Consider the following 24,499-nt stretch of genomic DNA (forward strand, 5'->3'; position numbering starts at 1 on the left):
GTCACGGAAGGACCTCCGGGGCAGGGTGAGCAGGGAGCGGTTCGTTGAAGGTCTCGTACGGGCGGTCCTCGTCGTCGAGGCCCTCCGCGGTATCGAGGTCGGCGGGCCGTTCGCGGTCGCGTACGGCACCTGCTTCGGGGAGACGCAGGGTGAAGGTGGAGCCCTGTCCCTCAGCGCTCCACACCGTGACCTCTCCGCCGTGGGAGGCGGCCACGTGCTTGACGATGGCGAGGCCGAGGCCGGTCCCGCCGGTGGCGCGCGAGCGCGCCGGGTCCACTCGGTAGAACCGCTCGAAGATACGGTCCCGGTCCTTCTCGGAGATCCCGATGCCCTGGTCGGTCACCGCGATCTCGATCAGGTCGCCGCCGGGCGCGGAGATCCGGCGCCCGGCGATCCCGACCCGCGTACGGGCCGGGGAGTAGTTGACGGCGTTCTCGACGAGATTGCCGAGGGCCGCGGCGAGCTGGCCGCGGTTGCCCCATACGTGCAGGTCGGCGGTGCCTCCGGCGGCCATGGTGATCTGCTTCGTGCCGGCCTGCTGGCGGCAGCGGTCGATCGCCTCGGCGACCAGCTCGTCGACCCGGACCGGCTCGGCGTCCTCCAGCGGGTCGTCGTTCTGCACCCGGGAGAGATCGATGAGCTCCTGGACGAGGCTGGTCAGGCGGGTGGCTTCGTTCTGCATCCGGCCGGCGAAGCGGGTGACCGCCTCGGGGTCGTCGCTGGCGTCCATCACGGCCTCGGAGAGGAGGGAGAGGGCGCCGACGGGCGTCTTGAGCTCGTGGCTGACGTTGGCGACGAAGTCGCGGCGGACCGCCTCTATGCGGCGGGCCTCGGTGAGGTCCTCGACCAGGAGGAGGACCAGGCGGGAACCGAGCGGGGCGACTCTGGCGGAGACCGCGAGCGCGTCCCCGCGGCCCGTGCCGCGGCGGGGCAGATCCAGCTCCACCTGGCGTATCTCGCCGTCCCGGCGGGTGTCGCGGGCCATCTGCATCATCGGTTCGACGGCGAGCTTGCCGCCGCGGACCAGCCCGAGGGCGTACGCGGCGGAGCTGGCCTTGACGACGGCGTCGGCCTCGTCCAGGACGACGGCGGAGGAGCGGAGGACGGACAGGACGGTGTCGACGCCGGGCGGGAGGACGGCGTCGGTGTGCAGGGACGTCCGCGTGGGCTTGGCCTGGTCCCGCTCGCTCCAGCGGAACGCCAGCATGGCGAAGACGCCGGTGCACAGTCCGGCGATCGCTGCCACTGCGGCAACGGCCGCGTCCACGTTCATGACTCCAGCGTATGCGGCACCTCGGACACTTCCCCAGCCGTGCGAGCGTCTGCTCGAACACCCGTCGCCCAGAGTTCACCGTGGCGTCGGTGGTGATTCACTCCGGAGGCGGGGCGAGGGCCCGGAAGGGGCGTGCGCCCGTCCGCCGAAAGCCCCTGGTGAGCCCGATGCGACCGTCCGGGGCTCCCCGGCACCGCGGCCATGTCGCCCAGAGTTCACCTTCACGTCGGCATGGGTTCACTCCGGGTGGGAGTGCCGGTCGCGCTGGCCCCGCACGGTGAGGGTGCGGGTGACGAATCGCTGACGAATCGATCCCGCACCGGCCACGCGGCGGCTGGGCTCCGCGGAGGAGGGGCCGTGCGGGCGCAGAGCGTGGGAGCGTGGGGAACCGAACCCCACCACCACCCGAACGACTCGATGCGAGAGAAGGTCACTGATGCGGGACGCGTACCACGAGGAGCTGGATTCGATCGGCGAGGGCCTGGTCGAGATGGCCCGGCTCGTCGGCTCCGCGATCGGGCGCGCCACCACGGCGATACTCGATGCGGACCTCAAGCTGGCCGAGAGCGTGATCGCCGCCGACGAGAAGGTCGACGACCTCCAGCGCGATCTGGAGGACCGGGCAGTCGCCCTTCTGGCGCGGCAGCAGCCGGTCGCCACCGACCTGCGGATCGTCGTCACCTCGCTGCGGATGAGCGCAGACCTGGAGCGCTCCGGCGACCTGGCCCAGCATGTGGCCAAGCTGGCGCGGCTGCGCTTCCCGCAGACGGCCGTCCCGCGCGACCTGCACGCCACCATCCTGGAGATGGGGCAGCTGGCGCAGCGCCTGATGGCCAAGGCCGCCGAGGTCATCATCACCAAGGACGTCGATCTGGCGCTCCAGCTGGAGCAGGACGACGACGCGATGGACCTGCTGCACCGCGCCCTCTTCCAGCACCTGATGGACGACCGCTGGAAGCACGGCATCGAGACCGCCGTGGACGTCACGCTGCTGGGCCGCTACTACGAGCGCTTCGCGGACCATGCGGTCTCGGTGGCCAAGCGGGTCGTCTACCTGGTCACCGGTGAGCACGCCGACGAGATCGCCCCTCCGAACCAGGTCGACGGCGCGTAACGGCCACTCAGGGCGGTCGGCCGCTCCTGTGCGCCATTGACGTGTGCCTCCATGCGCCGTTGACGCGCCTCGCCACCGGGGCGTGCAATGGGCTCCGAGCTGACCCGAGGTGACCCCTAGGAGGCAATGCATGGCGCCCATGGCACACTCCCCCGGCCCCACCCCGCCGCACGACGCGACGCCGCAGCTCAGTGGCTGCAGCTGCGGCCCCGGCTGCAGCTGCGGCTGCCAGAGCGGCGGCTCCTGCCAGTGCGGAGGCGGCTGCGGTTAGCGGCTGCGCTCAGCGACTGCGATATGCACCACGGCCCCGGTCGGCGTTCTCGCCGGCCGGGGCCGCTGCGTGGAGGGGGATGCAGCCGCACCTGCATCACGCCGCTCGAAAGTCCTCCATCGATCCAATCGACCCAATCGGTCCCTTTTGTCACAAATGCATCGCGAACCGCCCGCCCCCCATAGCGGGCACCGCCCCCGGACCGTTGGCCCGGGCATGAAGCCCTCGAAGGACTCCCAGCCCGTACCGCCCGCCCACGACGAATACCGCGCCGGCGTCAATCCCGAGCTGCTCGGCGCCTACTGGCTCGACACCCCCGGCCGGGACCACACGGCGGCGGACTGCCCCTGGTGCCGCGAACTGGCCGCCTCGGAAGCCGCCCGGAACGCGGCGCAAGCCCCCCACCCACGGAGAACCCGCAGATAGAGGGCTTGCAGCGCAGTGACGCGGGACGCCAGGACTACTTCTTCTTGCCCTGGTTCTTCACGGCCTCGATGGCGGCCTTGGCGGCCTCCGGGTCGAGGTAGGTGCCGCCGGGGTTGACCGGACGGAAGTCGGCGTCCAGCTCGTAGGAGAGCGGGATGCCGGTGGGGATGTTCAGGCCGGCGATATCCGCGTCGGAGACGCCGTCGAGGTGCTTGACCAGGGCGCGCAGGCTGTTGCCGTGGGCGGCGACCAGGACCGTACGGCCCGCGACGAGGTCCGGCACGATGCCGTCGTACCAGTACGGCAGCATCCGCACGACGACGTCCTTGAGGCACTCGGTCTTCGGGCGCAGCTCCGGCGGGATGTCCGCGTAGCGCGGGTCGCCGCTCTGGGAGAACTCGGCACCGTCCTCAAGGGCGGGCGGCGGGGTGTCGTACGAGCGGCGCCAGAGCATGAACTGCTCCTCACCGAACTCGGCCAGCGTCTGCGCCTTGTCCTTGCCCTGCAGCGCACCGTAGTGGCGCTCGTTCAGCCGCCAGCTGCGGTGGACGGGGATCCAGTGCCGGTCGGCGGACTCCAGGGCCAGCTGCGCCGTGCGGATGGCGCGCTTCTGGAGGGAGGTGTGCACTACGTCGGGGAGCAGGCCGGCGTCCTTGAGCAGCTCTCCGCCGCGGACCGCCTCCTTCTCGCCCTTCTCGTTCAGATTGACGTCCACCCAGCCGGTGAACAGGTTCTTCGCATTCCACTCGCTCTCGCCGTGGCGGAGGAGGATCAGCTTGTACGTCGCGTCGGCCATGGCCTTGAGCGTAATCCACTTCCGGAAACGGCCCGCCCCCCGTCCAGGACCTGGGCTTCTCCGTGATCTGTGACGCTCCCCGCTCATTTGGGTGGCGGCCGCACCGCTCCGCTCTGTAGGTTGCGAACGTCCGCTGCGCCACTTACATCGTCGTCGCGGCATCACGTTCGCACACCGCCCGCCTCACGGGCGCCGCGCCACCGGGGGAACTGTCATGCCCACACCCACCGCCCCGTCCGCCCGTCCCCTCACCCGCCTCAGACAGGCCGCCCTCGCGAGCGTCTCCGGACTCCCCCGGCAGTTCTGGTGGCTGTGGACCAGCACCCTGATCAACCGGCTCGGCGCGTTCGTGGCCACGTATCTGGCGCTCTATCTGACCGTCGCGCGCGGCTACTCGGCCTCCTACGCGGGCCTGGTGGGCGCGCTCTACGGCCTGGGCGGCGTCGTCTCGTCCATCGGCGCCGGGGTGCTGACGGACCGGCTCGGCCGCCGCCCCACCATGCTGATCGCGCAGCTGTCGACGGCGGCGTCCGTGGCGCTGCTCGGCTTCATGGAGAACCCGGTCGCCATCGCCGTCGTCGCGGGCGTCGTCGGCATGGCCACCAACGCCTCCCGCCCCGCCGTGCAGGCGATGATGGCGGACATCGTCGCCCCCGAGGACCGTGTGCGGGCCTTCTCGCTCAACTACTGGGCGATCAACCTGGGCTTCGCGATCTCCTCCACCGCCGCCGGGCTCATCGCCGAACACGGCTATCTCGCCCTCTTCCTCGGCGAGGCCACCATGGTGCTGATCTGCGCCGTGGTCGTCTTCTGGAAGCTTCCCGAGTCCCGTCCGGAAGCGGCCCCCGAACCCCCCGCCGGGGCCTCACCGGACGCGGCCCCCGCCCGGATCTCCATGCTGACCGTCCTCCGCGACGGCCGCTTCATGACCGTCGTCGGCCTCAACCTCCTCCTCGCCCTCCTCTTCCAGCAGGCCTATGTCTCCATGCCGGTGTCGATGGGTCAGGACGGCTTCTCCAGCGTCGACTTCGGCCTTGTCATCGCCGTGAACGGAGCGCTCATCGTCCTGCTCCAGATCCCGGTCACCCGCTTCATCGAACACCGCAGCCCCGCGATGCTGCTGATCGGCTCGTCCCTGCTGGCCGGTTACGGATTCGGGCTGACCGCGCTGGCCGGGTCGGTCGCCATGTACGCGGTCGCGGTGGCGGTCTGGACCCTCGGCGAGATCATCAACTCCCCCACCCAGATGGGCCTGGTGGTCCGCCTCTCCCCCCTCCACGGCCGCGGCCGCTACCAGGGCATGTACTCCCTCTCCTGGTCGGTCGCCTCCCTCACGGCTCCGCTGCTCGGCGGCGTGGTGATCGACCGCTTCGGCGCCGACACGCTGTGGGCCGCCTGCGCGGTCGTCGGGACGGTGGCGGCGGTGGGGTACGGGGCCCTGCTGCGGCGGCTTCCACGGCAGCAGGATCCGGCGGCCGCCGGGCAGCGGCCGAAGTCCGGTGCGGGGGCCGCGGCTTCGCAGGCCGGGACACCTGCCGAACCGACCGGGCCGACCGGCTGACCGCGCGGGCCCGGGCGCATCCGGGGCCCGCCAAAGCCCTTCGACCGCGTCCGCCCGCGCCACTACCCTTCCTCTGCATGCCCCCTTCCAGGACGTCCTACCGATCTTGAGCGAGAGTGCTACCGGCTTCAGCCGGTAGGTGCATCGCCCCACCTACCGGCCGGCTGCCGCCCCGGGCGGTCCTGTGCCTCGATGTAGCGCTCGACCACTGCCAGCGGGGCGCCACCGCATGAGCCCGCGAAGTAGGAGCCGGACCAGAACCGGCCGTGCATGATCGCGCGGTTCACGTTGTACGTGAACTCCTGGCGCAGACGCCGCGAGGAGACTCCCTTGAGGCTGCTTACCAGCTTCGAGATCGCGACCTTCGGCGGATAGTGCACGAGCAGGCGCACATGGTCCCGCTCGCCGCTGAACCGCTTCAGCTCGGCGTCGAAGTCCGTGCAGACGTCGCGCATGCTCTCTTCGCAGCGCATCAGCATCTCCGGTGTGAAGACTTTCCGCCGGTATTTGGTGACGAACACCAAGTGCACATGAAGGTTGTGGGCGACGTGCGCACCTCGGCGCACTTCAGGGTTCTCTTCCCAACGTGGTGACATGAACCAATGCCATGGTGATTGAAGTATCCGGCCAACTCAAAGGCCAGGGAGGGAAGTTGAAGCAGCAGCGTGCACACAAAGCGCGGCTCTACCTGACTCCCGGCCAGTCCCTCAAGGTCGAGGACCAGGGCCATGCCGGCCGCGCCATGTGGAACCTGCTCCACTCGTGGTGGACGATGCTCCCGAAGGGGCAGCGGAATCTCGCCGCAGCCGATGAGACGATGCGTCAGGGCCGCAAGGACCTGCCGTGGCTCGCCGACCTGCCCGCTCAGGCATCACAAGCCGTGCTGAAGACGTACTTCCAAGGCTGGAAGAACTGTTGGGAGGGCCGCGCCCAGGCCCCCACCTTCAAGGGCCGTTTCCGGTCCCGCATGGCCATCGACATTCCACAGGGCCGAGACCTGCAGGTCGTTCGCCTCAACCGGCGTTGGGGCCGCATGTGGGCACCGAAGATCGGGCACGTCTTGTTCCGCTGGACCAAGGATCTGCCCGTTGGTAAGCGCGCCGACAAGAACAACAAGGTCACCGGCGCCCGCCTCGTGAAGGAAGCAGACGGCTGGTACGTCGTCTTCCGCGTCCAGACTGAGGTCCCCGAACCGGTCGAGCACACCGGCCCGACCGTGGGCATCGACCGAGGCGTCACCAAGCCCCTCGCCCTGTCGGACGGCACCTTCCGCGAACACGGCCCCTGGCTGTCGAAGGGCGAGACCAAGCGGCTCCGTCGCCTGGAGAAGGCCGCCGCCCGCAAGAAGCGGGCACGTAAGCCGAAGGAGAAGACCAGCACCCGGCTTGCCCGCACCTATGACCAGATCGCGCAGCTCCGCGCCAAAGCCAAGCGCCGAGCACTCGACTGGCAACACAAAACCACCACCGGCATCGCACGGCAGTTCTCGCGTGTCGGGGTGGAAGACCTGACCATCCGCAAACATGGCCAAGTCCGCCAAGGGGACCGTGGAAGCCCCCGGCAAGAACGTCCGCCAAAAGGCCGGCCTGAACCGTGCGATAGCCGGTGAAGCGTGGGGCCGCACCGTCACGATGCTGCAATACAAGACCGCCCGGCGCGGCGGCATCGCGGTCAAGGTCCCCGCCCCCAGAACCTCCCTGCGCTGCTCGGCGTGCGGCTTCATCACACCGGGCAGTCGGGAGACCCAGGCCCTCTTCGTGTGCAAGAACCCCCACTGCGGGTTCCAGGCCAATGCGGACACCAACGCAAGCTGCAACATTGATCACGCCGCCGGATTGGCGGTGTCAGGACGTGGAGACCTAGGGGTTGCCCAGTCTGCGAAGCGTCAACCACCCACCAAGCCGCACGCGGCCTGAGACGGGATTCCCCCTCGTCTCACGAGGAGGAGATCAAGTGTGCCTCCCCTGCCGGGGCCGCCTGGGGGCGGTGCCGCGTACCGGGAGTGAGGCGGGGAAACGGAGCGGGCGGACGGCTGCCCGTCAGCCGGCGGCCGGCCAGTCCCAGCCCAGCTGGAGGAACATCCCGAGCCGGTCGCTCACGGCGCGGATCTCGGCGATCCTGCTCCGGCGCAGGGTGAAGATCCAGATCTGCTCGACCGAGAAGGACCGGTGGGTGGGTTCCGGCATACGGGGATGGGCGCCGGTGTGCGTCCCGGTGACGGTCAGCCGCGCGACCACGGTCTCGCCCTCGGCGATCAGCTGCTCGGCGGTCACCGCGAACTCCCCGAAGGCCGCGAGCTGTTGACCGAAGCCCTCGAAGGCGGCGCCGGGCCGGTCCTCCTCGCCGTGGATGATCTTGTTGTGGTCCACGACGTCGGGCGCCAGACAGCCGGGAAAGTCCTCGGTCCGGCGCTCGTTGACGGCCGCGAGGAATCCTTCGACGACCCGCTTGTTCTCGGTGACCCTCTGCTTGTCCTCGGTGATGACCTGTTTGTTCTCGGTGATGTGCGCCGGTGCCGGCATCCCGTCCCACCCCTGTGTCTTACGTCGTAAGAATATCTGCCCGCTAGAGTGAACTTACGGCGTAAGAAAGTCAAGGGACGCGAGGACGGCGAGAGTGGCGAGGACTGCGGGCAAGGGCGGCAAGCGGACACCCGGCGAACGGGCCGGGCTGTCACGGGCGCAGGTGCTGGACGCCGCGCTGGACCTCGTGGACCGCGAAGGGCTGCGGGGCCTGTCGATGCGGCGCCTCGGAGGGGCGCTGGGGGTGGAGGCCATGACGCTCTATCACTACGTGCCCAACAAGGAGGCGCTGCTCGACGGCCTGGTGGAGCGGGTCTTCGCCGAGGCCCTGCCCCCGTCGGCCGAGGGCGCACCCTGGCAGGAGCAACTGCGCGGCTATGCGGCGGAGTTGCGGGAGGCGCTGCTGCGGCATCCGGGCGTACTGCCGCTGGCGGTGACCCGCCCCATGGTGACGCCCGCCGGCCTGGACGCGGTGGAACGCGGCCTGGGCGCACTGACCGCCGCCGGGTTTCCGCTCGGCCGGGCGCTCGATGCGCTCAACGCACTGTCCCTGTTCGTCGTCGGACACACGGCCGGCGAGGCCGGCATCGGCCAGGACGCCGACCCGGAGGGACACACGCCCGGTTCGCCCGGCTGGCTGTCCCGGCTGGACGCCGCGCGCTATCCGCTCCTCGCGCAGGCGGCCCGGACCGGAGCCGGTGTGGACGACACGGACCGGTTCCGCTTCGCGGTCGAGGCACTGATCAGCGGATTCGGCGCCGCGGCGAGGCCGTAGCGGCCCGCACTACTGCGACGGCCGCCCCGTCAGATGCGCGAACGCCTCCAGATTGCGGGTCGACTCCCCGCGCGACACCCGCCAGGCGTACTCCTTGCGGATGGCCGTCGCGAAGCCCATCTCCAGCAGGGTGTTGAAGCTGCCGTCGGCGTTCTCCAGGACCGTGCCGAGGATGCGGTCGAGTTCGTCCGGGGTGACGGCGGCGAGCGGCAGTTTGCCGACGAGGTAGATGTCGCCGAGCTTGTCGATCGCGTAACTGACGCCGTAGAGGCGGGTGTTGCGCTCCAGAAGCCAGCGGTGGACGGCCTCGTGGTTCTCGTCCGGGTGCCGGACGACGAAGGCGTTGATGGAGAGGGAGTGCCTGCCGACGATCAGCGAGCAGGTCGTGGAGAGCTTGCGGGTGCCGGGGAGTTTGACGACGTAGTTGCCCTCGGAGGGCGACTCCCACTCCAGCTCGGCCTCCTTGAGGGTGCGCTCGATGACCTCGGCCGGGGTCACCGTCCCCTCGGCCCGTCCGCCGTCCCTGCCACTCGTCATCTCACCCATGCAGGGATCGTAGGTGACGCCGCCGCTCCTGCATGGCGGCGGTATAGACATCGCCGGTCGCCGCGGCGGCGGTGTCCCAGCCGAAGGACTGGGCGTGCCGGGCGGCCTCGTGTCCCATACGGGCCGACAGCTCCGGGTCCGCCACGAAGCGGCGGAGCGCGCGGGCGTAGTCGGCCGGGTCGTGACCGGCGACGAGGAAGCCGCTGATGCCGTCGCGTACGGCCACCGGGAGGCCGCCGACCGCGGCCGCGACGACCGGTGTGCCGCACGCCTGGGCCTCTATCGCCACCAGCCCGAACGACTCGCTGTACGAGGGCATGACCAGCACCGATGCCGCGCGGTACCAGTCGGCGAGCCGCTCCTGGCCGACCGGCGGGCGGAACTGCACGAGGTCCGCGATACCGAGCCGGGCGGCCAGCTTCTGCAGCCCCTCCGGCTTGGTCAGGCCGCTGCCGCTGGGACCGCCGACCACCGGCACGACCAGCCGGGAGCGCAGCGAGGGGTCCTCGTCCAGGAGGGCGGCGGTGGCGCGCAGCAGGATGTCGGGGGCCTTCAGCGGCTGTATGCGGCCGGCGAAGAGCGGGATGACCGCGTCCTGCGGGAGGCCGAGGCGGGCGCGGGCGGCGGCCCGGCTCGCGGCGACGCCCCCGTCGTCGGCGTCCGCACCGCCCGGCGCCAGCGGCCGGAAGCGCTCCAGATTGACGCCGGGGTGCACCACGGCGACCTTGCCGGGGTCGGCTTCGTAGTGCCGTACGAGCTCGTCGGACTCCTCGGCGGTGTTGGCTATCAGGCGGTCCGCGGCGCGCACGATCTGCGTCTCGCCGATGACGCGGGCGGCGGGCTCGGGGGTGTCGCCGACGGCGAGGGCGGCGTTCTTGACCTTGGCCATGGTGTGCATGGCGTGCACCAGAGGGACGCCCCAGCGCTCGGCGGCCAGCCAGCCGACATGGCCGGAGAGCCAGTAGTGGGAGTGCACCAGGTCGTAGTAGCCGGGGCGGTGGCCGGCCCAGGCCTGCATCACGCCGTGGGTGAAGGCGCAGAGCTGGGCGGGCAGCTCTTCCTTGGCCAGGCCTTCGTAGGGCCCGGCGTCCACATGCCGTACGAGCACGCCGGGCGCCAGCTCGACGGCGGGCGGAAGGGTGCCCGTCGTCGCGCGCGTGAAGATCTCCACCTCGATGTTGAGGGCGGCGAGCTTCCTGGCCAGCTCGACGATGTAGACGTTCATGCCGCCGGCGTCGCCGGTGCCGGGCTGATGCAGCGGGGAGGTGTGCACGCTGAGCATCGCCACGCGGCGGGGGCGCCGCGGCACGCCGGGCAGCCGCAGCCTCGACGGCCCCGGGAACTGGCCGTGGGGACGGCTGCGGAGCCGGGACACGTATTGGCTCACTGCGGGCTACCTCCTAGGCCGGGCCGTCTGCGCGCCTCCGAGCCCTCCAACAACGGACGCCGCCGATCCATTTCCGTCCGGCGTGCGCTCTTCCTCACTTTGCCAAAGCATGACCTTTGTCCGGGTGGCCGCCCCCGCCCCGTACTCTCGATGCCATGGCCCGCCGCTCCCCCGTCCCGACCGCCTCGCCCCACCGCCCCGTCGGCACGGTCACCCGCGGCACCACCAACCCCAACCGCCTGCGCCGCATGGACCGCTGGATAGCCGCCGAACACGCCGCCGAGCTGCGCCGCACCGCCGATCCCGTCGCCGTCGACCTCGGCTACGGCGCCGCCCCGTGGACGGCGCTGGAGCTGCTCGGCAGGCTCCGTACGGTCCGCCCGGACGCCCGGGTGGTCGGCATCGAGATCGAACCGGCGCGGGTGGCGGCGGCCCGGCCGTACGAGCGGCCGGGGCTGGACTTCGTCCACGGCGGCTTCGAGGTGCCGCTGCCGGGTGCGCCGGGGCGGGCGCCGGTGCTGATCCGGGCCGCGAATGTGCTGCGCCAGTACGACGAGGACGAGGTGGCCGCCGTGTGGCAGCGGCTGTGCGCGCGGCTGGCGCCCGGCGGGCTGCTGGTCGAGGGCACCTGCGACGAGATCGGGCGGCGGCATGTCTGGGTCGCGCTGGGGCCCGAGGGACCGCGGACGGTCACCTTCGCCACCCGGCTCGGCTCCCTCGATACCCCCTCCGACCTGGCAGAACGCCTCCCGAAGGCGCTCATCCACCGGAACGTCCCGGGCGAGCCGGTGCACGCCTTCCTCCGCGACTTCGACCGCGCCTGGGCGGCGGCGGCCCCGCTCAGCTCCCTGGGCGCCCGCCAGCGCTGGCTCGCCGCCGTACGGGCCCTGGCCGCGGACTGGCCGCTGACCGGCGACCCGCGGCGCCGCCGCCAGGGGGAGGTCACGGTGCGGTGGGAGGCGCTGGCGCCCAAGGGATCCGGTTCCTGAGGATCGTGCCCGCAGAGTCTGCCCCCAGGGCACGGTCACCGGTCGCTAGGACATCAGCACCGGCCGCGCCTCCCGCGCCACCACGTCCGCCAGGTCCCGCAGCCGCCGCTCCGTCGCCGACCCCCGCGGCGCGCTGTACGTCACCAGCGCCTGGTCCGCGTCCGTACTCAGCCGGAAGCTCTCGAACGAGACCTCCAGCTCCCCCACCACCGGATGCAGGATCCGCTTCGTCCCGCGCAGGCACTCGCTGACCGCCTGGGCCTCCCACACCCGCCGGAAGTCCGTGCTGCGCCCGAGGAGTTCGGTGACCACCTCGCAGACCCGGGGATCGTCGGGATTGCGGCCGCTCTCGGCCCGCAGATTGCCCACGACCTCATCGGCGATCAGCTGCCACTCCGGGTGCAGCTCGCGCGCCACGGGGTCGAGAAAGACCAGCAGCGCCGAATTGCACCGGCTCGGCTCCAGGCCCTCGAGGTCGAAGGCGACCCGGCCGCCGAGCGCGTTCCAGGCGAGGATGTCCATGCCCCGCCCGACGATCATGGCCGGCACGGTGTCCGCCATCGCGTCCAGCAGCTGCCGGATCTCGGGCCGTACGGTCTGACCGGGCACCGCCCCCGGCAGGGACGCGTCGCCGCCCGCGCCGCCCCGCCTGCGCGGTGCGGCCACGTTCCGCAGATAGGCGATCTCGCCGCCCGTCAGCCGCAGCGCCCGCGCGATCCCCTCCAGCACGGGGTCGGAGATCGCGTGCGCCCGCCCCTGCTCGATGCGGGTGTAGTAGTCGACGCTGATGCCGGCGAGCTGCGCGACCTCCTCGCGCCGCAGCCCCCGCACCCGGCGGCGGTTGAGCCCGTCGGGCAGGCCGAGGTCCGCCGGGTCCAGCGCCGCCCGGCGCGCCTTGAGGAACGAGCCGATCTCGATTTCCGCGTGCAGCATCCGTCCAGTATGCGACGGGCGCCCGCTTGGGTGGTTCCGCCGGACCCAGGCTGTGACGGGCCTGGTGCCCTCCGTACGGGCGGCGCAAGGTGGTCCGGGCAAGGGTCCCGGCACGGGACCGACCGACATCCCACGGAGGGGCTCATGAAGCGCAGGATCCTCGGCGGCACCGGCATCTCGGTCAGCGAGTACGCGCTCGGCACGATGATGCTCGGCGCCTGGGGCAACACCGACCACGACGACTGCGTGCGGATCGTGCACCATGCGCTGGACGCCGGCATCAACTTCATCGACACCGCGGACGTGTACGCCGCCGGTGAGTCCGAGGAGATCGTCGGCAAGGCGCTCAAGGGGCGGCGCGACGATGTCGTCCTGGCGACCAAATTCTTCAACCCCATGGGACCGGACGCCAACCACGGCGGAAACTCCCGGCGTTGGATCATCCGGGCCGTGGAGGACAGCCTGCGCCGGCTCGGCACCGACCACATCGACCTCTACCAGGTGCACCGCCCCGACCCCACCACCGACATCGACGAGACGCTCGGCGCGCTCTCCGATCTCGTCCGCTCCGGCAAGGTACGGGCCGTCGGCACCTCCACCTTCCCCGCCGAGCAGATCGTCGAGGCCCATTGGACGGCGGAGCGCCGCGGCCATGTCCGTTTCCGCAGTGAGCAGCCGCCCTACTCGATCCTGGCGCGCAGCGTGGAGAACGCGGTGCTGCCGACCGCGCAGCGCTACGGCATGGGCGTACTGACCTGGGGTCCGCTCAGCGCGGGCTGGCTCTCCGGCCGGGACCTCTCGGCCAGCTCCCGGTCCGGCCTCGAAACCCAGAAGTTCGACCTGTCCGTCCCCGAGAACGCCCGCAAGGCCGAGGCCGTCGGCGCCCTGTCGAAGCTCGCCGCCGAGGCCGGCCTGCCGCTGCCCCACCTGGCGACCGCCTTCGTCCGGGCGCACCCCGCGGTCACCTCCGTCATCATCGGCCCCCGCACCCTCGACCAGCTCACCAGCCTGCTGGACGGCGCAGAGGTCACGCTGAGCGCCGACGTACTCGACCGGATCGATGCGATCGTCCCGCCGGGTACGGACCTCAACCGGGCCGACAGCTACTACGTACCGCCGGCGGTGGCGGACGCATCGCTGCGGCGGCGCTGAGCGCCGGGCCGCCGGGCCGCCGGCCGGTCATCCGGCGGCCGGCGCCCCGGCATTCTCGGGATCAGGCGGGGCGGGGGCGTAGCCGCGGGTGGCGACGAGCTCCCGGGTGAGGCGGGTGAACGCGCGGGCCGCGGCGCTCTGGTAGGCGCTCTCGCGCCGGAGCAGGGTGACGACGCGGTGGGGCAGGGCGGGCCGGAGGGGGACCGGGACCAGGTGGGGGTGCTCGTCGGTGATGGCGTCGGGCAGGACGGTGACCAGCGGGGTGCGCCGGACGATTTCGGTCAGGGCCTGGACGGAGTTGGCCTCCACGGCGATACGCGGCTGCACCTTGTGGGCGCCGAAGTAGGCGTCGACATGACCGCGGGTGGCGAAGTCGCCGCTGAGCAGGGCGAGTTGATGTGCCGCCAGGTCGCGTACGGACAAAGGCTGCCCGTTGGCCGAGCCGGACCGCCGGGCGTCCGATCGGTGATCGCCTGATCGGTGGGCGCCCGTCCGCTGGGCGCCTGCGACGAGCCCGAGGGCCTCGGTGAACAGGGCCGTTGCGGCGATGCCGGGCAGGTGGGGGCCGTGGAAGGCGATGCCGAGGTCGAGTTCATCGGCGAGCAGGCCGGATTCGATGCGGTCCTGCGCCATCTCCCGGACCTCCAGCGTGATGCCGGGGTGGCGGCTGTGGAGTTCGGCGACGAGGGGGCCGATGAGATACGCGGTGAAGGTGGGGGTGAGCGCCAGCCGCAGATGGCCGCGGGAGAGGTCGGCCACGTCCAGGACGGCGCGTTCGGCCGCCGCCAGGTCCCTCAGGGCGCGGCGGGCGTAGTGCACATAGGTCTGGCCGGCGTCGGTGAGGCGTACGGTGCGGCCGGTCCGGTCCAGCAGCTGGGCGCCCACGGTGCGTTCGAGCTGCTTGACCTGCTGGGACAGGGTGGGCTGGGAGATGCGCAGCTCTTCGGCGGCGCGGGTGAAGCTGCCGTGCTCGGCGACGGCGAGCAGATAGCGCAGATGACGCAGTTCCGGAGCGGCCACGCCCACCACCATACCCACACCTATAGATGTCACCAATAGAAGTCATGCCTACTACGTCTTGGACTCTATAGCTGCAGGTCGTGCATGGTGAATTCCGTCAGCCCCAGAGGCCGACAACACGATCCACACGATCGAAGGGAGTACGTGCCATGCAGACCATGCGGAGCATGCAGGCCATGGGCCGCCACCCCGCCGAGGGAATCGACCGCCTGGCCGAGGGGATAGACCGCTTCCGGCGAGAGGTCTTCCCCGCCAAGGCCGGGCTCTTCGCCCGCCTGGCCACCACCCACCGGCCCCGCACGCTGTTCATCGGCTGCTCCGACGCCCGCGTCGTCCCGGAGCTGGTCACCCAGCAGGACCCCGGCGAGCTGTTCGTCATCCGCACCGCCGGCAACCTGGTCCCCGCCCACGCCCCCGGCCCCGACGGGGTCGCGGCCGGCATCGAGTACGCGGTCGCCGTCCTGGGCGTCACCGACATCGTCGTCTGCGGGCACTCCGCCTGTGGCGCCATGACCGCCCTGGCCGAGGGCCACGACCTGACCGGCACGCCGGCCCTCGCCGCATGGCTGCGCCACGCCGACGCCTCCCGGGCCCGTGCCACGACCACCGAGGGCGAGGAAGGGATCTCCGCCCTGGTCCGCGAGAACGTCGCCGCACAGCTGGCGAACCTGGCCACCCACCCCTCGGTGGCCCGCGCCCTGGCCGAGGGCACCGTCCGCCTGCACGGCTGGGTCTTCGACATCCCCACCGGCGCCGTCGCCGCACTCGACACCGCCGACCGTCAGGGCTGCTCGGCCGCCTGACCCCCTGACGGCCTGCCCCCTGTTCTCTCCCCCCGGAAGCCCCTCCCCCAAGACAGCCCTTCACCCACCCCGAAAGGACCCCCTCCCATGGCACACGCCCAGTTCGACCCCACCGCCCGGCAGACCCTGGCGGCCCTCGCCGTCGAGGCCAAGACCCGCAAGGACCTGTCCTGGCAGCAGATCGCCGACGTCACCGGCCTGTCGGTCGCCTTCGTCACCGCCGCCGTCCTCGGCCAGCACGCCCTTCCCGAGGCCGCGGCCAAGGCCGTCGCCGAACTGCTGGGCCTGGACGACGACGCGGCGATGCTGCTGGGGACCATCCCGACCCGCGGCTCGATCCCGCGCGGCATCCCCACCGACCCGACCATCTACCGCTTCCATGAAATGCTCCAGGTCTACGGCACCACGCTGAAGGCCCTGGTCCACGAGCAGTTCGGCGACGGCATCATCAGCGCAATCAACTTCAAGCTGGACGTGAAGAAGGTCGCCGACCCCGAGGGCGGCGAGCGCGCCGTCATCACCCTCGACGGCAAGTACCTCCCCACCAAGCCGTTCTGATCACCACCCCGGGGCGGGCCGCGACCACGCCGTCACCGGCCCGCCCCGCCGGTCACCGGCCCCGGCTCTCCACCACGGCCTCGAACACCCGCGCCAGCTCCCGCGCGTCCTCCCCCGCATGATGCGTATGCGGCACCCCGGTGAGCTTCAACGCCTGCTTGATGTCCCCCTTGCGGCTCGCCACCCACTCGCGGCCGGTCAGCCCCATCCAGTAACTCCGGAGATCGACCCCGGACCCGGTGACACCGAACGGGCTCCTGCCGAGAAACCGCATGAAGTACCAGTGCACAAACATCCCGTCCCACACCGCGGGTGCCGCAAGAAACACCGGCCGGCCGATCGCGCGCAGCCCGTTGACCCAGCGTGCAGCCGCCGCCATCGCCTCCTCCGGCGCCGGCGCCTCGCGCACCAGACGGTCACGGTCCAGCCCGGAGACGGCAAGCGCCTGCGGCACGAAGTCCTCGGAAATCGGCCGGAGTTCGGTGTAGAAGGACAGGTCGGGGCGGTCCACGACGGCCATCCCCAGCGCAATCATGCTGTACGGGCCGGGTATCGGGCCGTCCGCTTCGACATCGACGGCGATATAGAGCTCGGGAAGCTTCGGCATGGCGGCACTGTAGGGAGGCGGTGGGTGCGCCGGCGAAGGAATTACGGCCGGCGCCGCCGGGCCGCCCTAGTCCCGCCCCCGAAGCGCACTCTCCTCCGCGTCCGCCAGCCAGAAGAACAGTGGCGACAGCACCAGTTCGACGGCTGTCAGCACCACCTGGAACCAGTGCGGCCACCCCTGCACGGCGAGCGACAGCAGCCGCCCCAGGGCCCCCAGCAGGAACACCCCGGTCAGCCAGCGCACCGCCGTCGCAGGGACCGGTGACTGGCGGGCCGCCCAGAGCCAGCCGAGGCCGTAGCCGGCGAAGATCGCGCCGAAGAACCGTCCGAGGCTGTCGACCGTCGGGCCGGCCGAGGCCGCGCCCGGGATCGAGGCATTGCCCAGCAGTACGTGGAAGAGCCCGATCGCCACGCAGGCGTATCCCATCGCCCGCGCAAGCCCCCGGAGCACCTTGACCCTCACCATGTTCCGGCCTCCCCTTTGGTGCACCTCTTAGTAGACGCATGTCTACTAACCTGCGGGCACAGACTACGGGCAACTAATAGACACGTGTCAAGTACGATGCACCCGTGCCTCCGCGTCAGCGACTCAGCCCCTCCGAACGCCGCGCCCAGCTCCTGGCCGTCGCCGCGCAGCTCTTCGCCGCGCACCCGTACGACGAGGTGCTGATGGAGGACGTCGCCGAGCGCGCCGGAGTCTCGCGCGCGCTGCTCTACCGGCACTTCCCGGGCAAGCGCGACCTCTTCGCCGCCCTCTACCGGCAGGTGGCCGAGCAGCTGCTCGCCAGGACCCGGTTCGACCCCGCCGACTCCCTGGTCGAACAGCTCACCGAGGGCTTGGACGCCCATATCGCGTACTTCGCGGAGAACCGCAACACCGTCCTGGCGGCGAACCGCGTACTGGCCGGCGACCGGCTGGTCCAGACGATCATCACCGACGAACTCGACGCCCTGCGCGGGCGGCTGCTCGGCGTCCTCCCGCTCGCCGACGACGACACCCGGGAGGCCGTGTCGGGCGTCCTGAAGAGCTGGCTGGTGTTCGTCCAGGTGCTGTGCGTGGACTGGCTCACGGAGGAGACCTGCACCCGTGCCGAACTGCGCGATGTGTGCATCGGCGCCGCACTGGGCGCCATCCGGCCTCTCCTCGACGAGGACCCCGCCCCGGAGTGGCCCAACTGACCTCACCCTCAGGGGTTCCTCAGGGATTCCTCAGGGTCGGGATCAGGGTCGGAATCAGGGCGGGAATCAGGGATGCGCCCGTTGTTCCGGTGATCTTGCCCAAGGAGACTCGGCAGAGGTTCCGGACAGTTCCCCTGTCCCCGACTTCTGTTCCTCTCTGACGGGAGATCACATGCGCCGTTCCGCACCCCTGGTCCTGGCGGCCCTGACGGCCGCCACCGCGGCATGCGGGCCGATCGCCGCCGCCCAGGCGGCCCAGGCACCCGCCGGCCTGGACCGCCAGGCGTTGCAGGAGGCGATCACCGTGCACCCGGGCGACGACGTCGCGGGCACCGTGGCCCAGGTGTACGGGTCCGGGCAGACGTGGCGCGGGGCGTCCGGGGACCTGGTCACCGGCAAGCACGTCAAGGCCCGGGCCCACTTCCGTATCGGCAGCATCGCCAAACCCATGGAAGCGGTGGTGCTGCTGCAGCTCTCCGCCGAAGGCCGGGTGGACCTGGACGGCACGGTGCAGCACTACCTTCCGGGGCTGCTGCCGGACACCTTCGCGCCCGTCACCGTACGGCAGCTCCTCAACCACACCAGCGGCCTGCCCCAGGACTTCGAGGGCGCGCCCGCACCGTCCCGGGACGACGTGATCGACCACCGCTTCGACTACTTCACCTTCGACCAGGTGATCCAGCAGACGCTGCGGCCCAAGGACCGGCCCTGGCCCGGTCCGCGGTTCTCCCCCGGGACCAAGCAGGAGTACAACTCCTTCGCCTACCGCGTCGCCGGGAAGCTGATCGAGGACCTCACCGGCCACTCCCTCCAGCGCGAGATCACCGCCCGCATCCTGGCTCCGCTGAAGATGAGGGAGACCTCCGCGCCCGGCCGCAACACCCAGGTGCCCCGCCCCTATCTGCCCGGCTACATACCGAACGGCAAGGGGGACCTGATCGACGTCAACGAACAGGGCGGCAACCCCTCCAGCATGATCTCCACCACCGCCGACCTCGACCGTTTCATCACCGGCCTGTTCAACGGCCGGCTGCTGCGCCCCGCCCAGGCCGCCGAGCTGCGCACCCTGCCGCGCGGCGCCGACGGCAAACTGCTCCCCTACGCCGACGGGTCCAACTGCAACACCGGGCCCGACAAGGGACTCGCCTGCCACGGTGCCGGCCTGACGTCCCTCCCGCTGCCCGACGGCTCGGTCCTCTGGGGCAAGACCGGCAGCGATCTCGGCTACAAGAGCGCGGTCTTCGCCTCCCCCGACCTGAACCACCACGGCGCCTACGCGGTGGGCACCGCCTCGTCCGACGGCCGCACCGCCAACGCCATAGGCAACCGCCTCGTCCTTGCCGCCTTCAAGTAGTCGGGATCCGCGGACAGGCCCTGGGGTACCGGTGCACTCTAAGGTCCTATGAAGACAGGCATGTTGGCCGTTCCCGGCGCCGAGATCTACTACGAGGTGCGCGGATCGGGCCCGCCTCTCCTGCTCATCAACGGTGGTGACGGTGACGCGGCCATGTTCGGGCCGCTGGCCGGTCTGCTGGCGGAGGGCCACACCGTCATCACCTACGACCTGCGGGGCAACTCCCGCAGCCGCCTCACCGGACCGCCCGCGCCGCAGTGGATCGAGGAGCACGCCCACGACGCCCACCTGCTGCTGAGCGCGGTCGCCGCCGAGGCACCGGCGTACGTCTTCGGCACCAGTTACGGCGGCATGATCGGCATGGACGTCCTGGCCCGGCACCCCGGCCAGGTGAGGGCGCTGGTGGCGCACGAGCCGTTCGTGATCGATCTGCTGCCCGATGCGGACCGCTGGCACGCCCTGTTCCAGGAGGTGTACGAGCTGTACGAGCGCGAGGGCGCCGACCCCGCGATGCGGAGGTTCAGCGACGCGATCGGCGTGGACGGGCCGCCGGAACCGGCCGGGAGCCTTCCTGCGCCTGTGCGGGAGATGCTGGCCCGCCTCCGCGCCAACCTGGAGACGTGCCTGGCGTACGAGCTGCGCACGTTCGTCCGCTTCCGGCCGGACGTCGAGGCGCTGCGCGCGGCGCGTTTCGCCCTGGTGGTCGGCGGCGAGGGGCCCACGACGCTCCTGCACCGTACGACGCAGGCCCTGGCGGAGCGGGTCGGCACCGGGATCGTGGAGTTCCCGGGCGGGCACGTGGGTTTCCTCTCGCACGCGGCGGGCTTCGCCGCGGCGCTGCGCGGGGCCTTCGCGGACTGAGCCGGGCCGGGTGCGGCAGCGGAGCCTCGCGCCCGAGCCGGGCATTCCTGAGCCACCGTCACATCCCCTGGCCGGTCACATGAAGGGCACTGAGAAGCGCGGCAACCAGTTCCTTGTCCCGCTCCTGGGTGAGGTGGCGGCGGGCGGCCTCCGGGGTGGCCCACAGGAGACGGTCCACCTCTCTGTTGGGTACGAACGTGCCGCCGGTGGCCTCGGCCGCCCAGTAGCGGACTTCCTTGGGGCGGGTGCCGACCACGTAGCGGACGGTGGGGAGTTCGGAGCCGAGGGCACAGGTCAGGCCGGTTTCCTCGGACACCTCGCGGATCGCGCCGGACAGGGCGTCCTCGGTGCGCTTCAGCTTGCCCTTGGGATGCGACCAATCGTCGTACTTGGGGCGGTGTACGAGGGCGATCTCCAGGCCGTCACCGGAAGGCGCCCGCCGCCACAGCACACACCCCGCCGCCCGGATGACCGACTGCTCAGCCATGTGTGCCGCCTCCCCTGGCCCGCGGCAGCCACGCCCGGCCGAAGGCGTAGCGGGCCGCCTCCACCTCATGGCGCTGGTCGGCGTGCAGGACGCCCAGGGCGTAGGCGGTGGCCGGGGCGATGCGGGGCGTACGGGCGGCGGCGGAAGCGGCGGCGGCGGCCTCTGCGGCGTCGCGGTGGCGTTCCAGGGCATGGCCGGCGTCGGTCAGGCGGGGGTCCGGGTGGCCCGGGGCGATCACTTCCTGGGCGTAGCGGCTCAGCCGGACCAGCATCCGCACCTGGTGCCAGGGCGAGTCCTGGCGGGGGTCGGGGGCCAGCGCATCGGCGTTGTACGGGTGGCCGGCGCGGGAGAGCGGGAGGGCGGTGACCGCCTCGGTGAGGCGGCGGTGGGCCTGTTCGGCGAGGTGGGGCAACGCCTCGGCGGCCGGTACCTCGGCGGCCGCGCGGGTCGGCGGGGCCTCGGAGGCGAGGACCGCGACGGAGTCGGCGACGGCGTGGAAGCGGGAGGAGCCCAGCGCCTGCAGTGCGGCGGAGTGGGCGCGGGTGCGGGCGAGGGTGAGCTGCCGGTCGAGCAGTGCCCCGGCCCGCGCGGCCCCGGCCGACAGGGCGCTCTCCCCCTCTTCGGAGTCGGGGGCGGGGCTGGTGAGGCGTTGCAGGGCCGCCATCAGGCGGTCGCGGCGGGCGGCGCAGGCGTGTTCGCGGGCCAGGGTGCCGGACAACCAGCCCAGTTCGGAAAGGAGTTGGTCGGCCCAGGTCTCGTCGGTCAGCGGGCGGAAGGTGTGGAGGGTGGCGCTGATGCGGCGGGCGGCGGCCCGCAGGTGCCAGGCCGCCTCGCCCGCGCCCTCGGCGTCCGAGCCGCTCTCGCGGTGCAGTCGCAGGCCGCGCAGGAAGTCCGTGGACTGGTGGTGGAGGTAGTCGGCCAGCACCTCCCCGGCCGTACGGGCGCCGGGCCCCGGGCCCCCGGAGTCCCCCGTCACCCCCGTCACGCCCGAAGCCGCCGCGGCCCCCGAAGCGGCCGTACCGGCCGAGCCCCCCATGTCCCCCAACTCCCCCATGTCACCGGAACCGTACGGGCCGCACAGATCCCACAGATCCCCCTGGCCGCGCTGGTCCCTGCTGTCCCCCCGGCCCCGCTCCGGCCCGTCCACCACCGCGGCACGGGCTCCGGGTGCCCCGCCGGGCTCGTATCCGATACCGAGGAGACCGGACGGCCCCCCGGCCGGCTGGTCATGTCGCTGGGCCACGCCGGCGCCTCCGGGCGTCAATGAGCATTTCCTGTACGTTGCGCAGCGGCGCGCCGTCCGCGTCCACCGCCTGCCGGGTCCACTCGCCGTCCGGGCCCAGGTGCCAGGAGGAGGTGGAGTCCGAACTCCCGGTTTCCAGGAGCCTGTTGAGGGACGCGCGGTGCGCCGGGTCGGTCACCCGCACCAGCGCCTCGATGCGCCGGTCGAGGTTGCGGTGCATCATGTCCGCGCTGCCCAGCCACACCTCGGGCTCACCGCCGTTGCCGAAGGCGAAGATCCGCGAGTGCTCCAGGAAGCGGCCGAGGATGCTGCGGACGCGGATGTTCTCGCTCAGGCCCGGGACCCCCGGGCGCAGCGCGCAGATGCCGCGGACCCAGATGTCGACCGGTACGCCTGCCTGGGAGGCGCGGTAGAGGGCGTCGATGACGGCCTCGTCGACCATGGAGTTGACCTTGATACGGACATAGGCGGGGCGGCCCGCCCGCTGGTGCGCGATCTCCTTGGTGATGCGCTGGATCAGGCCGTCCCGGAGGGACTTGGGCGCCACCAGGAGACGGCGGTAGGTCTCGCGCCGCGAGTAGCCCGACAGCCGGTTGAAGAGGTCGGAGAGGTCGGCGCCCACCTGCGGGTCTGCGGTGAGCAGGCCGAGGTCCTCGTAGAGCCGGGCGGTCTTGGGGTGGTAGTTGCCGGTCCCGACGTGCGAGTAGCGGCGCAGCATCTCGCCTTCCTGCCGGACGACGAGCGAGAGCTTGCAGTGCGTCTTGAGGCCCACCAGGCCGTAGACGACATGGCAGCCGGACTCCTCCAGCTTGCGCGCCCACTTGATGTTGGCCTGTTCGTCGAAGCGGGCCTTGATCTCGACGAGGACCAGCACCTGCTTGCCGGATTCCGCGGCGTCTATCAGGGCGTCGACGATCGGGGAGTCCTCGCCGGAGGTCCGGTAGAGCGTCTGCTTGATGGCGAGGACGTTGGGGTCGGCGGCGGCCTGCTCCAGGAAGGCCTGTACGGAGGTGGAGAAGGAGTCGTACGGGTGGTGCAGGAGGACATCGCGGGCGCGGAGGGCCGCGAAGATGTCGGGGGCGGTCGCCGATTCCACCTCCGCCAGGTCGCGGTGGGTGCCGGCCACGAACTTCGGGTACTTGAGTTCGGGACGGTCCAGGGCGCCGATGCCGAAGAGGCCGGTGAGGTCGAGCGGGCCCGGCAGGGGGTAGACCTCGGCGTCGGAGACCTTCAGCTCCTGGACGAGGAGATCGAGGACGCCCGGGTCGATGGATTCCTCGACCTCGAGCCGGACCGGGGGCCCGAAGCGGCGCCGCATGAGCTCCTTCTCCAGCGCCTGGAGCAGATTCTCCGCATCGTCCTCCTCGACCTCGAGGTCTTCGTTACGGGTCACCCGGAACATGTGGTGCGCGCGCACCTCCATCCCCGGGAACAGCTCCTCCAGGTGGGCGGCGATGACGTCCTCGATGGGGACGTAGCGCTGCGGGGAGGCCTCCAGGAAGCGGGAGAGCAGCGGCGGCACCTTGACCCGCGCGAAGTGGTCATGGCCGCTGACCGGGTTGCGTACGACGACGGCGAGGTTCAGGGAGAGACCCGAGATGTACGGGAACGGGTGCGCCGGGTCCACCGCCAGCGGGGTGAGCACGGGGAAGATCTGCTGGCGGAAGAGGGTGAACAGGCGGGCCTGCTCCTTCTCGGTCAGCTCCGGCCAGCGGATGAGATGGATGCCCTGCTCGGCGAGCTCGGAGGCGATGTCCTGCTGGAAGCAGGCGGCATGCCGGGCCATGAGTTCGCGCGAGCGGGTCCAGATCAGGTCCAGCACCTCGCGGGGCTGGAGGCCGGACGCGGAACGGGTGGCCACTCCGGTGGCTATCCGTCGCTTGAGACCGGCCACCCGGACCATGAAGAACTCGTCCAGGTTGCTGGCGAAGATCGCCAGGAAGTTCGCCCGTTCGAGGAGCGGGGTCGCCGGGTCCTCGGCCAGCTCCAGGACCCGTTCGTTGAACGCCAGCCAGCTGCGCTCGCGGTCCAGGAACCGGCCCTTGGGCAGCTCCTGGCCATCGGCGCCGGGCACACCCGTCTCCTCGTACCCGTCCAGGTCGGCGTCCATCTCGGGCTCCAGCTCGGGGAGCGCGCCGCGGACCGCATTGGGGCGGTGTGCGGCGATGGAGCCCACCGAGGGCTGGACCGTGGGCCCCGTGGCCTCGGACGGGGCCTGCGACGGCGTCGGGGACTGCGTCTCGGGCTGGGCCTGGACCTGAGCGCGCGACTGCTGGTTCATGGTCCCATTCTTCCGCGCTTCGGGGATTCCAGGCTCGTCGGAACCCGGCTCGTCGGAGCCGGGGTCGCCGGAACCGGGAGCCGGCGCGACGCGGAGCCTCCGGTTCGGTGCGTTCGGCACAGCGGGCTGCATTCAGCGATGCTCGCAAGCGATATTGAATCGCCGGTAACGCGGATATGGCGGACAGGCAAGCGGGGGGCCACCCCCGGGGGTCGGGCCGGGGCCGGGGCGCCGGGCTGCGCGGCCGGGTCCGGCCCGGCCGGCCACGGGGACCGCGACACGGTACACATAAGCCCGGCATAAAATCCCCCGTTACGTATGAGAAATGCCCTCACGTTTAATTAAGCAAGACATCACGGGAA

24 protein-coding genes and 1 pseudogene are annotated in these 24,499 nt (G+C 71.4%); 12 read left to right on the top strand and 13 right to left on the bottom strand.

Features of this window, described 5'->3' with window-relative positions; translation table 11 throughout:
- Position 1 precedes the first annotated feature (1 nt).
- A complete protein-coding gene (gene phoR / locus ADL29_RS05040) occupies positions 2-1,273 on the bottom strand; it encodes a two-component system sensor histidine kinase PhoR (protein ID WP_046926599.1) in 1,272 nt (423 codons plus the stop codon).
- A 436-nt stretch (positions 1,274-1,709) separates the two neighbouring features.
- On the opposite strand from phoR, the gene phoU reads away from it, so the two are divergent.
- Both phoU and ADL29_RS05050 read left to right on the top strand, forming a co-directional pair.
- Entirely contained in the window at positions 1,710-2,387 is a 678-nt protein-coding gene (gene phoU / locus ADL29_RS05045) for a phosphate signaling complex protein PhoU (RefSeq protein ID WP_053922523.1), read from the top strand.
- 487 nt (positions 2,388-2,874) lie between these two features.
- Positions 2,875-3,084: a hypothetical protein gene (locus tag ADL29_RS05050; RefSeq protein ID WP_053922524.1), complete on the top strand. Its 210-nt coding sequence runs from the start codon at positions 2,875-2,877 to the stop codon at positions 3,082-3,084.
- A 34-nt stretch (positions 3,085-3,118) separates the two neighbouring features.
- On the opposite strand, the gene ADL29_RS05055 is transcribed toward ADL29_RS05050, so the two are convergent.
- Positions 3,119-3,880: a phosphoglyceromutase gene (locus ADL29_RS05055; protein WP_053922525.1), complete on the bottom strand. Its 762-nt coding sequence runs from the start codon at positions 3,878-3,880 to the stop codon at positions 3,119-3,121.
- Positions 3,881-4,094: 214 nt separating this feature from the next.
- Between ADL29_RS05055 and ADL29_RS05060 the strand changes: the two genes are divergently transcribed.
- A complete protein-coding gene (locus tag ADL29_RS05060; RefSeq protein WP_053922526.1) occupies positions 4,095-5,441 on the top strand; it encodes an MDR family MFS transporter in 1,347 nt (448 codons plus the stop codon).
- A 128-nt stretch (positions 5,442-5,569) separates the two neighbouring features.
- Here the strand turns inward: ADL29_RS05060 and tnpA are convergent, their stop codons facing one another.
- Positions 5,570-6,037, bottom strand: coding sequence for an IS200/IS605 family transposase (gene tnpA, locus ADL29_RS05065; RefSeq protein ID WP_078970748.1), 468 nt, complete (start codon positions 6,035-6,037; stop codon positions 5,570-5,572).
- An 11-nt stretch (positions 6,038-6,048) separates the two neighbouring features.
- Here tnpA and ADL29_RS05070 point away from each other — a divergent pair.
- A pseudogene (locus ADL29_RS05070) lies at positions 6,049-7,357 on the top strand (RNA-guided endonuclease InsQ/TnpB family protein).
- Positions 7,358-7,480: 123 nt separating this feature from the next.
- On the opposite strand, the gene ADL29_RS05075 reads toward ADL29_RS05070, so the two are convergent.
- Entirely contained in the window at positions 7,481-7,963 is a 483-nt protein-coding gene (locus ADL29_RS05075) for an ester cyclase (RefSeq protein WP_078970749.1), read from the bottom strand.
- 94 nt (positions 7,964-8,057) lie between these two features.
- On the opposite strand from ADL29_RS05075, the gene ADL29_RS05080 reads away from it, so the two are divergent.
- Positions 8,058-8,738 (top strand): TetR/AcrR family transcriptional regulator C-terminal domain-containing protein, encoded by a 681-nt coding sequence (locus ADL29_RS05080; protein ID WP_053922527.1) that lies wholly within the window; start codon positions 8,058-8,060, stop codon positions 8,736-8,738.
- 9 nt (positions 8,739-8,747) lie between these two features.
- Here ADL29_RS05080 and ADL29_RS05085 read toward each other — a convergent pair whose 3' ends face one another.
- Together ADL29_RS05085 and mshA are read right to left on the bottom strand one after the other, a co-directional pair.
- On the bottom strand, positions 8,748-9,275 hold the full coding sequence (locus ADL29_RS05085) for a type III secretion system chaperone family protein (RefSeq protein ID WP_053922528.1): 528 nt from the start codon (positions 9,273-9,275) through the stop codon (positions 8,748-8,750).
- 1 nt (position 9,276) lies between these two features.
- Entirely contained in the window at positions 9,277-10,671 is a 1,395-nt protein-coding gene (gene mshA, locus ADL29_RS05090) for a D-inositol-3-phosphate glycosyltransferase (RefSeq protein WP_053922529.1), read from the bottom strand.
- A 155-nt stretch (positions 10,672-10,826) separates the two neighbouring features.
- On the opposite strand from mshA, the gene ADL29_RS05095 reads away from it, so the two are divergent.
- A complete protein-coding gene (locus tag ADL29_RS05095; RefSeq protein ID WP_053922530.1) occupies positions 10,827-11,660 on the top strand; it encodes a class I SAM-dependent methyltransferase in 834 nt (277 codons plus the stop codon).
- A 45-nt stretch (positions 11,661-11,705) separates the two neighbouring features.
- Here the strand turns inward: ADL29_RS05095 and ADL29_RS05100 are convergent, their stop codons facing one another.
- A complete protein-coding gene (locus tag ADL29_RS05100) occupies positions 11,706-12,593 on the bottom strand; it encodes a helix-turn-helix transcriptional regulator (protein WP_053922531.1) in 888 nt (295 codons plus the stop codon).
- Positions 12,594-12,737: 144 nt separating this feature from the next.
- Here ADL29_RS05100 and ADL29_RS05105 point away from each other — a divergent pair, with 144 nt between their 5' ends.
- Positions 12,738-13,745 carry an aldo/keto reductase gene (locus tag ADL29_RS05105; protein WP_053922532.1) on the top strand — a complete coding sequence of 336 codons (1,008 nt, stop codon included), beginning with the start codon at positions 12,738-12,740 and terminating at the stop codon, positions 13,743-13,745.
- Positions 13,746-13,772: 27 nt separating this feature from the next.
- Here the strand turns inward: ADL29_RS05105 and cynR are convergent, their stop codons facing one another.
- Positions 13,773-14,765, bottom strand: coding sequence for a transcriptional regulator CynR (gene cynR, locus ADL29_RS05110; RefSeq protein ID WP_425424199.1), 993 nt, complete (start codon positions 14,763-14,765; stop codon positions 13,773-13,775).
- A 200-nt stretch (positions 14,766-14,965) separates the two neighbouring features.
- On the opposite strand from cynR, the gene ADL29_RS05115 reads away from it, so the two are divergent.
- On the top strand, positions 14,966-15,568 hold the full coding sequence (locus ADL29_RS05115) for a carbonic anhydrase (RefSeq protein WP_107094899.1): 603 nt from the start codon (positions 14,966-14,968) through the stop codon (positions 15,566-15,568).
- An 87-nt stretch (positions 15,569-15,655) separates the two neighbouring features.
- Positions 15,656-16,126: a cyanase gene (cynS, locus tag ADL29_RS05120; protein WP_053922534.1), complete on the top strand. Its 471-nt coding sequence runs from the start codon at positions 15,656-15,658 to the stop codon at positions 16,124-16,126.
- Between the two features lie 52 nt (positions 16,127-16,178).
- Here the strand turns inward: cynS and ADL29_RS05125 are convergent, their stop codons facing one another.
- Positions 16,179-16,733 carry a hypothetical protein gene (locus ADL29_RS05125; protein WP_053922535.1) on the bottom strand — a complete coding sequence of 185 codons (555 nt, stop codon included), beginning with the start codon at positions 16,731-16,733 and terminating at the stop codon, positions 16,179-16,181.
- Positions 16,734-16,799: 66 nt separating this feature from the next.
- Positions 16,800-17,198 (bottom strand): DUF4345 domain-containing protein, encoded by a 399-nt coding sequence (locus ADL29_RS05130; protein WP_053922536.1) that lies wholly within the window; start codon positions 17,196-17,198, stop codon positions 16,800-16,802.
- 104 nt (positions 17,199-17,302) lie between these two features.
- Here ADL29_RS05130 and ADL29_RS05135 point away from each other — a divergent pair, with 104 nt between their 5' ends.
- From ADL29_RS05135 to ADL29_RS05145, 3 genes are all read left to right on the top strand, one after another.
- Positions 17,303-17,911, top strand: coding sequence for a TetR/AcrR family transcriptional regulator (locus ADL29_RS05135; protein WP_053922537.1), 609 nt, complete (start codon positions 17,303-17,305; stop codon positions 17,909-17,911).
- Positions 17,912-18,083: 172 nt separating this feature from the next.
- The gene (locus ADL29_RS05140) at positions 18,084-19,265 is read left to right on the top strand and encodes a serine hydrolase domain-containing protein (protein WP_053922538.1); all 1,182 of its coding nucleotides are present in this window, start codon (positions 18,084-18,086) and stop codon (positions 19,263-19,265) included.
- Positions 19,266-19,325: 60 nt separating this feature from the next.
- The gene (locus tag ADL29_RS05145) at positions 19,326-20,126 is read left to right on the top strand and encodes an alpha/beta fold hydrolase (RefSeq protein WP_053922539.1); all 801 of its coding nucleotides are present in this window, start codon (positions 19,326-19,328) and stop codon (positions 20,124-20,126) included.
- Between the two features lie 58 nt (positions 20,127-20,184).
- Here ADL29_RS05145 and ADL29_RS05150 read toward each other — a convergent pair whose 3' ends face one another.
- Genes ADL29_RS05150 through ADL29_RS05160 form a run of 3 tightly spaced genes read right to left on the bottom strand, consistent with a single transcriptional unit; the run spans position 20,185 to position 24,137 of the window.
- Entirely contained in the window at positions 20,185-20,613 is a 429-nt protein-coding gene (locus ADL29_RS05150; protein WP_053922540.1) for an NUDIX hydrolase, read from the bottom strand.
- Positions 20,606-21,877, bottom strand: coding sequence for a CHAD domain-containing protein (locus tag ADL29_RS05155; protein WP_053922541.1), 1,272 nt, complete (start codon positions 21,875-21,877; stop codon positions 20,606-20,608). Before ADL29_RS05155 ends, ADL29_RS05150 begins: the two co-directional genes overlap by 8 nt.
- Positions 21,840-24,137 (bottom strand): RNA degradosome polyphosphate kinase, encoded by a 2,298-nt coding sequence (locus ADL29_RS05160; RefSeq protein ID WP_053922542.1) that lies wholly within the window; start codon positions 24,135-24,137, stop codon positions 21,840-21,842. Before ADL29_RS05160 ends, ADL29_RS05155 begins: the two co-directional genes overlap by 38 nt.
- Positions 24,138-24,499: the final 362 nt, after the last annotated feature.

This window comes from Streptomyces chattanoogensis, from assembly GCF_001294335.1.
GTDB classification, from domain to species: domain Bacteria; phylum Actinomycetota; class Actinomycetes; order Streptomycetales; family Streptomycetaceae; genus Streptomyces; species Streptomyces chattanoogensis.

What these genes read in the sequence shown, in the direction of transcription:
- phoR (WP_046926599.1), bottom strand. Translation starts at nt 1,273, where the DNA reads ATGAACGTGGACGCGGCCGTTGCCGCAGTGGCAGCGATCGCCGGACTG.
- phoU (WP_053922523.1), top strand. Translation starts at nt 1,710, where the DNA reads ATGCGGGACGCGTACCACGAGGAGCTGGATTCGATCGGCGAGGGCCTG.
- ADL29_RS05050 (WP_053922524.1), top strand. Translation starts at nt 2,875, where the DNA reads ATGAAGCCCTCGAAGGACTCCCAGCCCGTACCGCCCGCCCACGACGAA.
- ADL29_RS05055 (WP_053922525.1), bottom strand. Translation starts at nt 3,880, where the DNA reads ATGGCCGACGCGACGTACAAGCTGATCCTCCTCCGCCACGGCGAGAGC.
- ADL29_RS05060 (WP_053922526.1), top strand. Translation starts at nt 4,095, where the DNA reads ATGCCCACACCCACCGCCCCGTCCGCCCGTCCCCTCACCCGCCTCAGA.
- tnpA (WP_078970748.1), bottom strand. Translation starts at nt 6,037, where the DNA reads ATGTCACCACGTTGGGAAGAGAACCCTGAAGTGCGCCGAGGTGCGCAC.
- ADL29_RS05075 (WP_078970749.1), bottom strand. Translation starts at nt 7,963, where the DNA reads ATGCCGGCACCGGCGCACATCACCGAGAACAAACAGGTCATCACCGAG.
- ADL29_RS05085 (WP_053922528.1), bottom strand. Translation starts at nt 9,275, where the DNA reads ATGACGAGTGGCAGGGACGGCGGACGGGCCGAGGGGACGGTGACCCCG.
- ADL29_RS05095 (WP_053922530.1), top strand. Translation starts at nt 10,827, where the DNA reads ATGGCCCGCCGCTCCCCCGTCCCGACCGCCTCGCCCCACCGCCCCGTC.
- ADL29_RS05100 (WP_053922531.1), bottom strand. Translation starts at nt 12,593, where the DNA reads ATGCTGCACGCGGAAATCGAGATCGGCTCGTTCCTCAAGGCGCGCCGG.
- ADL29_RS05105 (WP_053922532.1), top strand. Translation starts at nt 12,738, where the DNA reads ATGAAGCGCAGGATCCTCGGCGGCACCGGCATCTCGGTCAGCGAGTAC.
- cynS (WP_053922534.1), top strand. Translation starts at nt 15,656, where the DNA reads ATGGCACACGCCCAGTTCGACCCCACCGCCCGGCAGACCCTGGCGGCC.
- ADL29_RS05125 (WP_053922535.1), bottom strand. Translation starts at nt 16,733, where the DNA reads ATGCCGAAGCTTCCCGAGCTCTATATCGCCGTCGATGTCGAAGCGGAC.
- ADL29_RS05130 (WP_053922536.1), bottom strand. Translation starts at nt 17,198, where the DNA reads ATGGTGAGGGTCAAGGTGCTCCGGGGGCTTGCGCGGGCGATGGGATAC.
- ADL29_RS05140 (WP_053922538.1), top strand. Translation starts at nt 18,084, where the DNA reads ATGCGCCGTTCCGCACCCCTGGTCCTGGCGGCCCTGACGGCCGCCACC.
- ADL29_RS05145 (WP_053922539.1), top strand. Translation starts at nt 19,326, where the DNA reads ATGTTGGCCGTTCCCGGCGCCGAGATCTACTACGAGGTGCGCGGATCG.
- ADL29_RS05150 (WP_053922540.1), bottom strand. Translation starts at nt 20,613, where the DNA reads ATGGCTGAGCAGTCGGTCATCCGGGCGGCGGGGTGTGTGCTGTGGCGG.
- ADL29_RS05160 (WP_053922542.1), bottom strand. Translation starts at nt 24,137, where the DNA reads ATGAACCAGCAGTCGCGCGCTCAGGTCCAGGCCCAGCCCGAGACGCAG.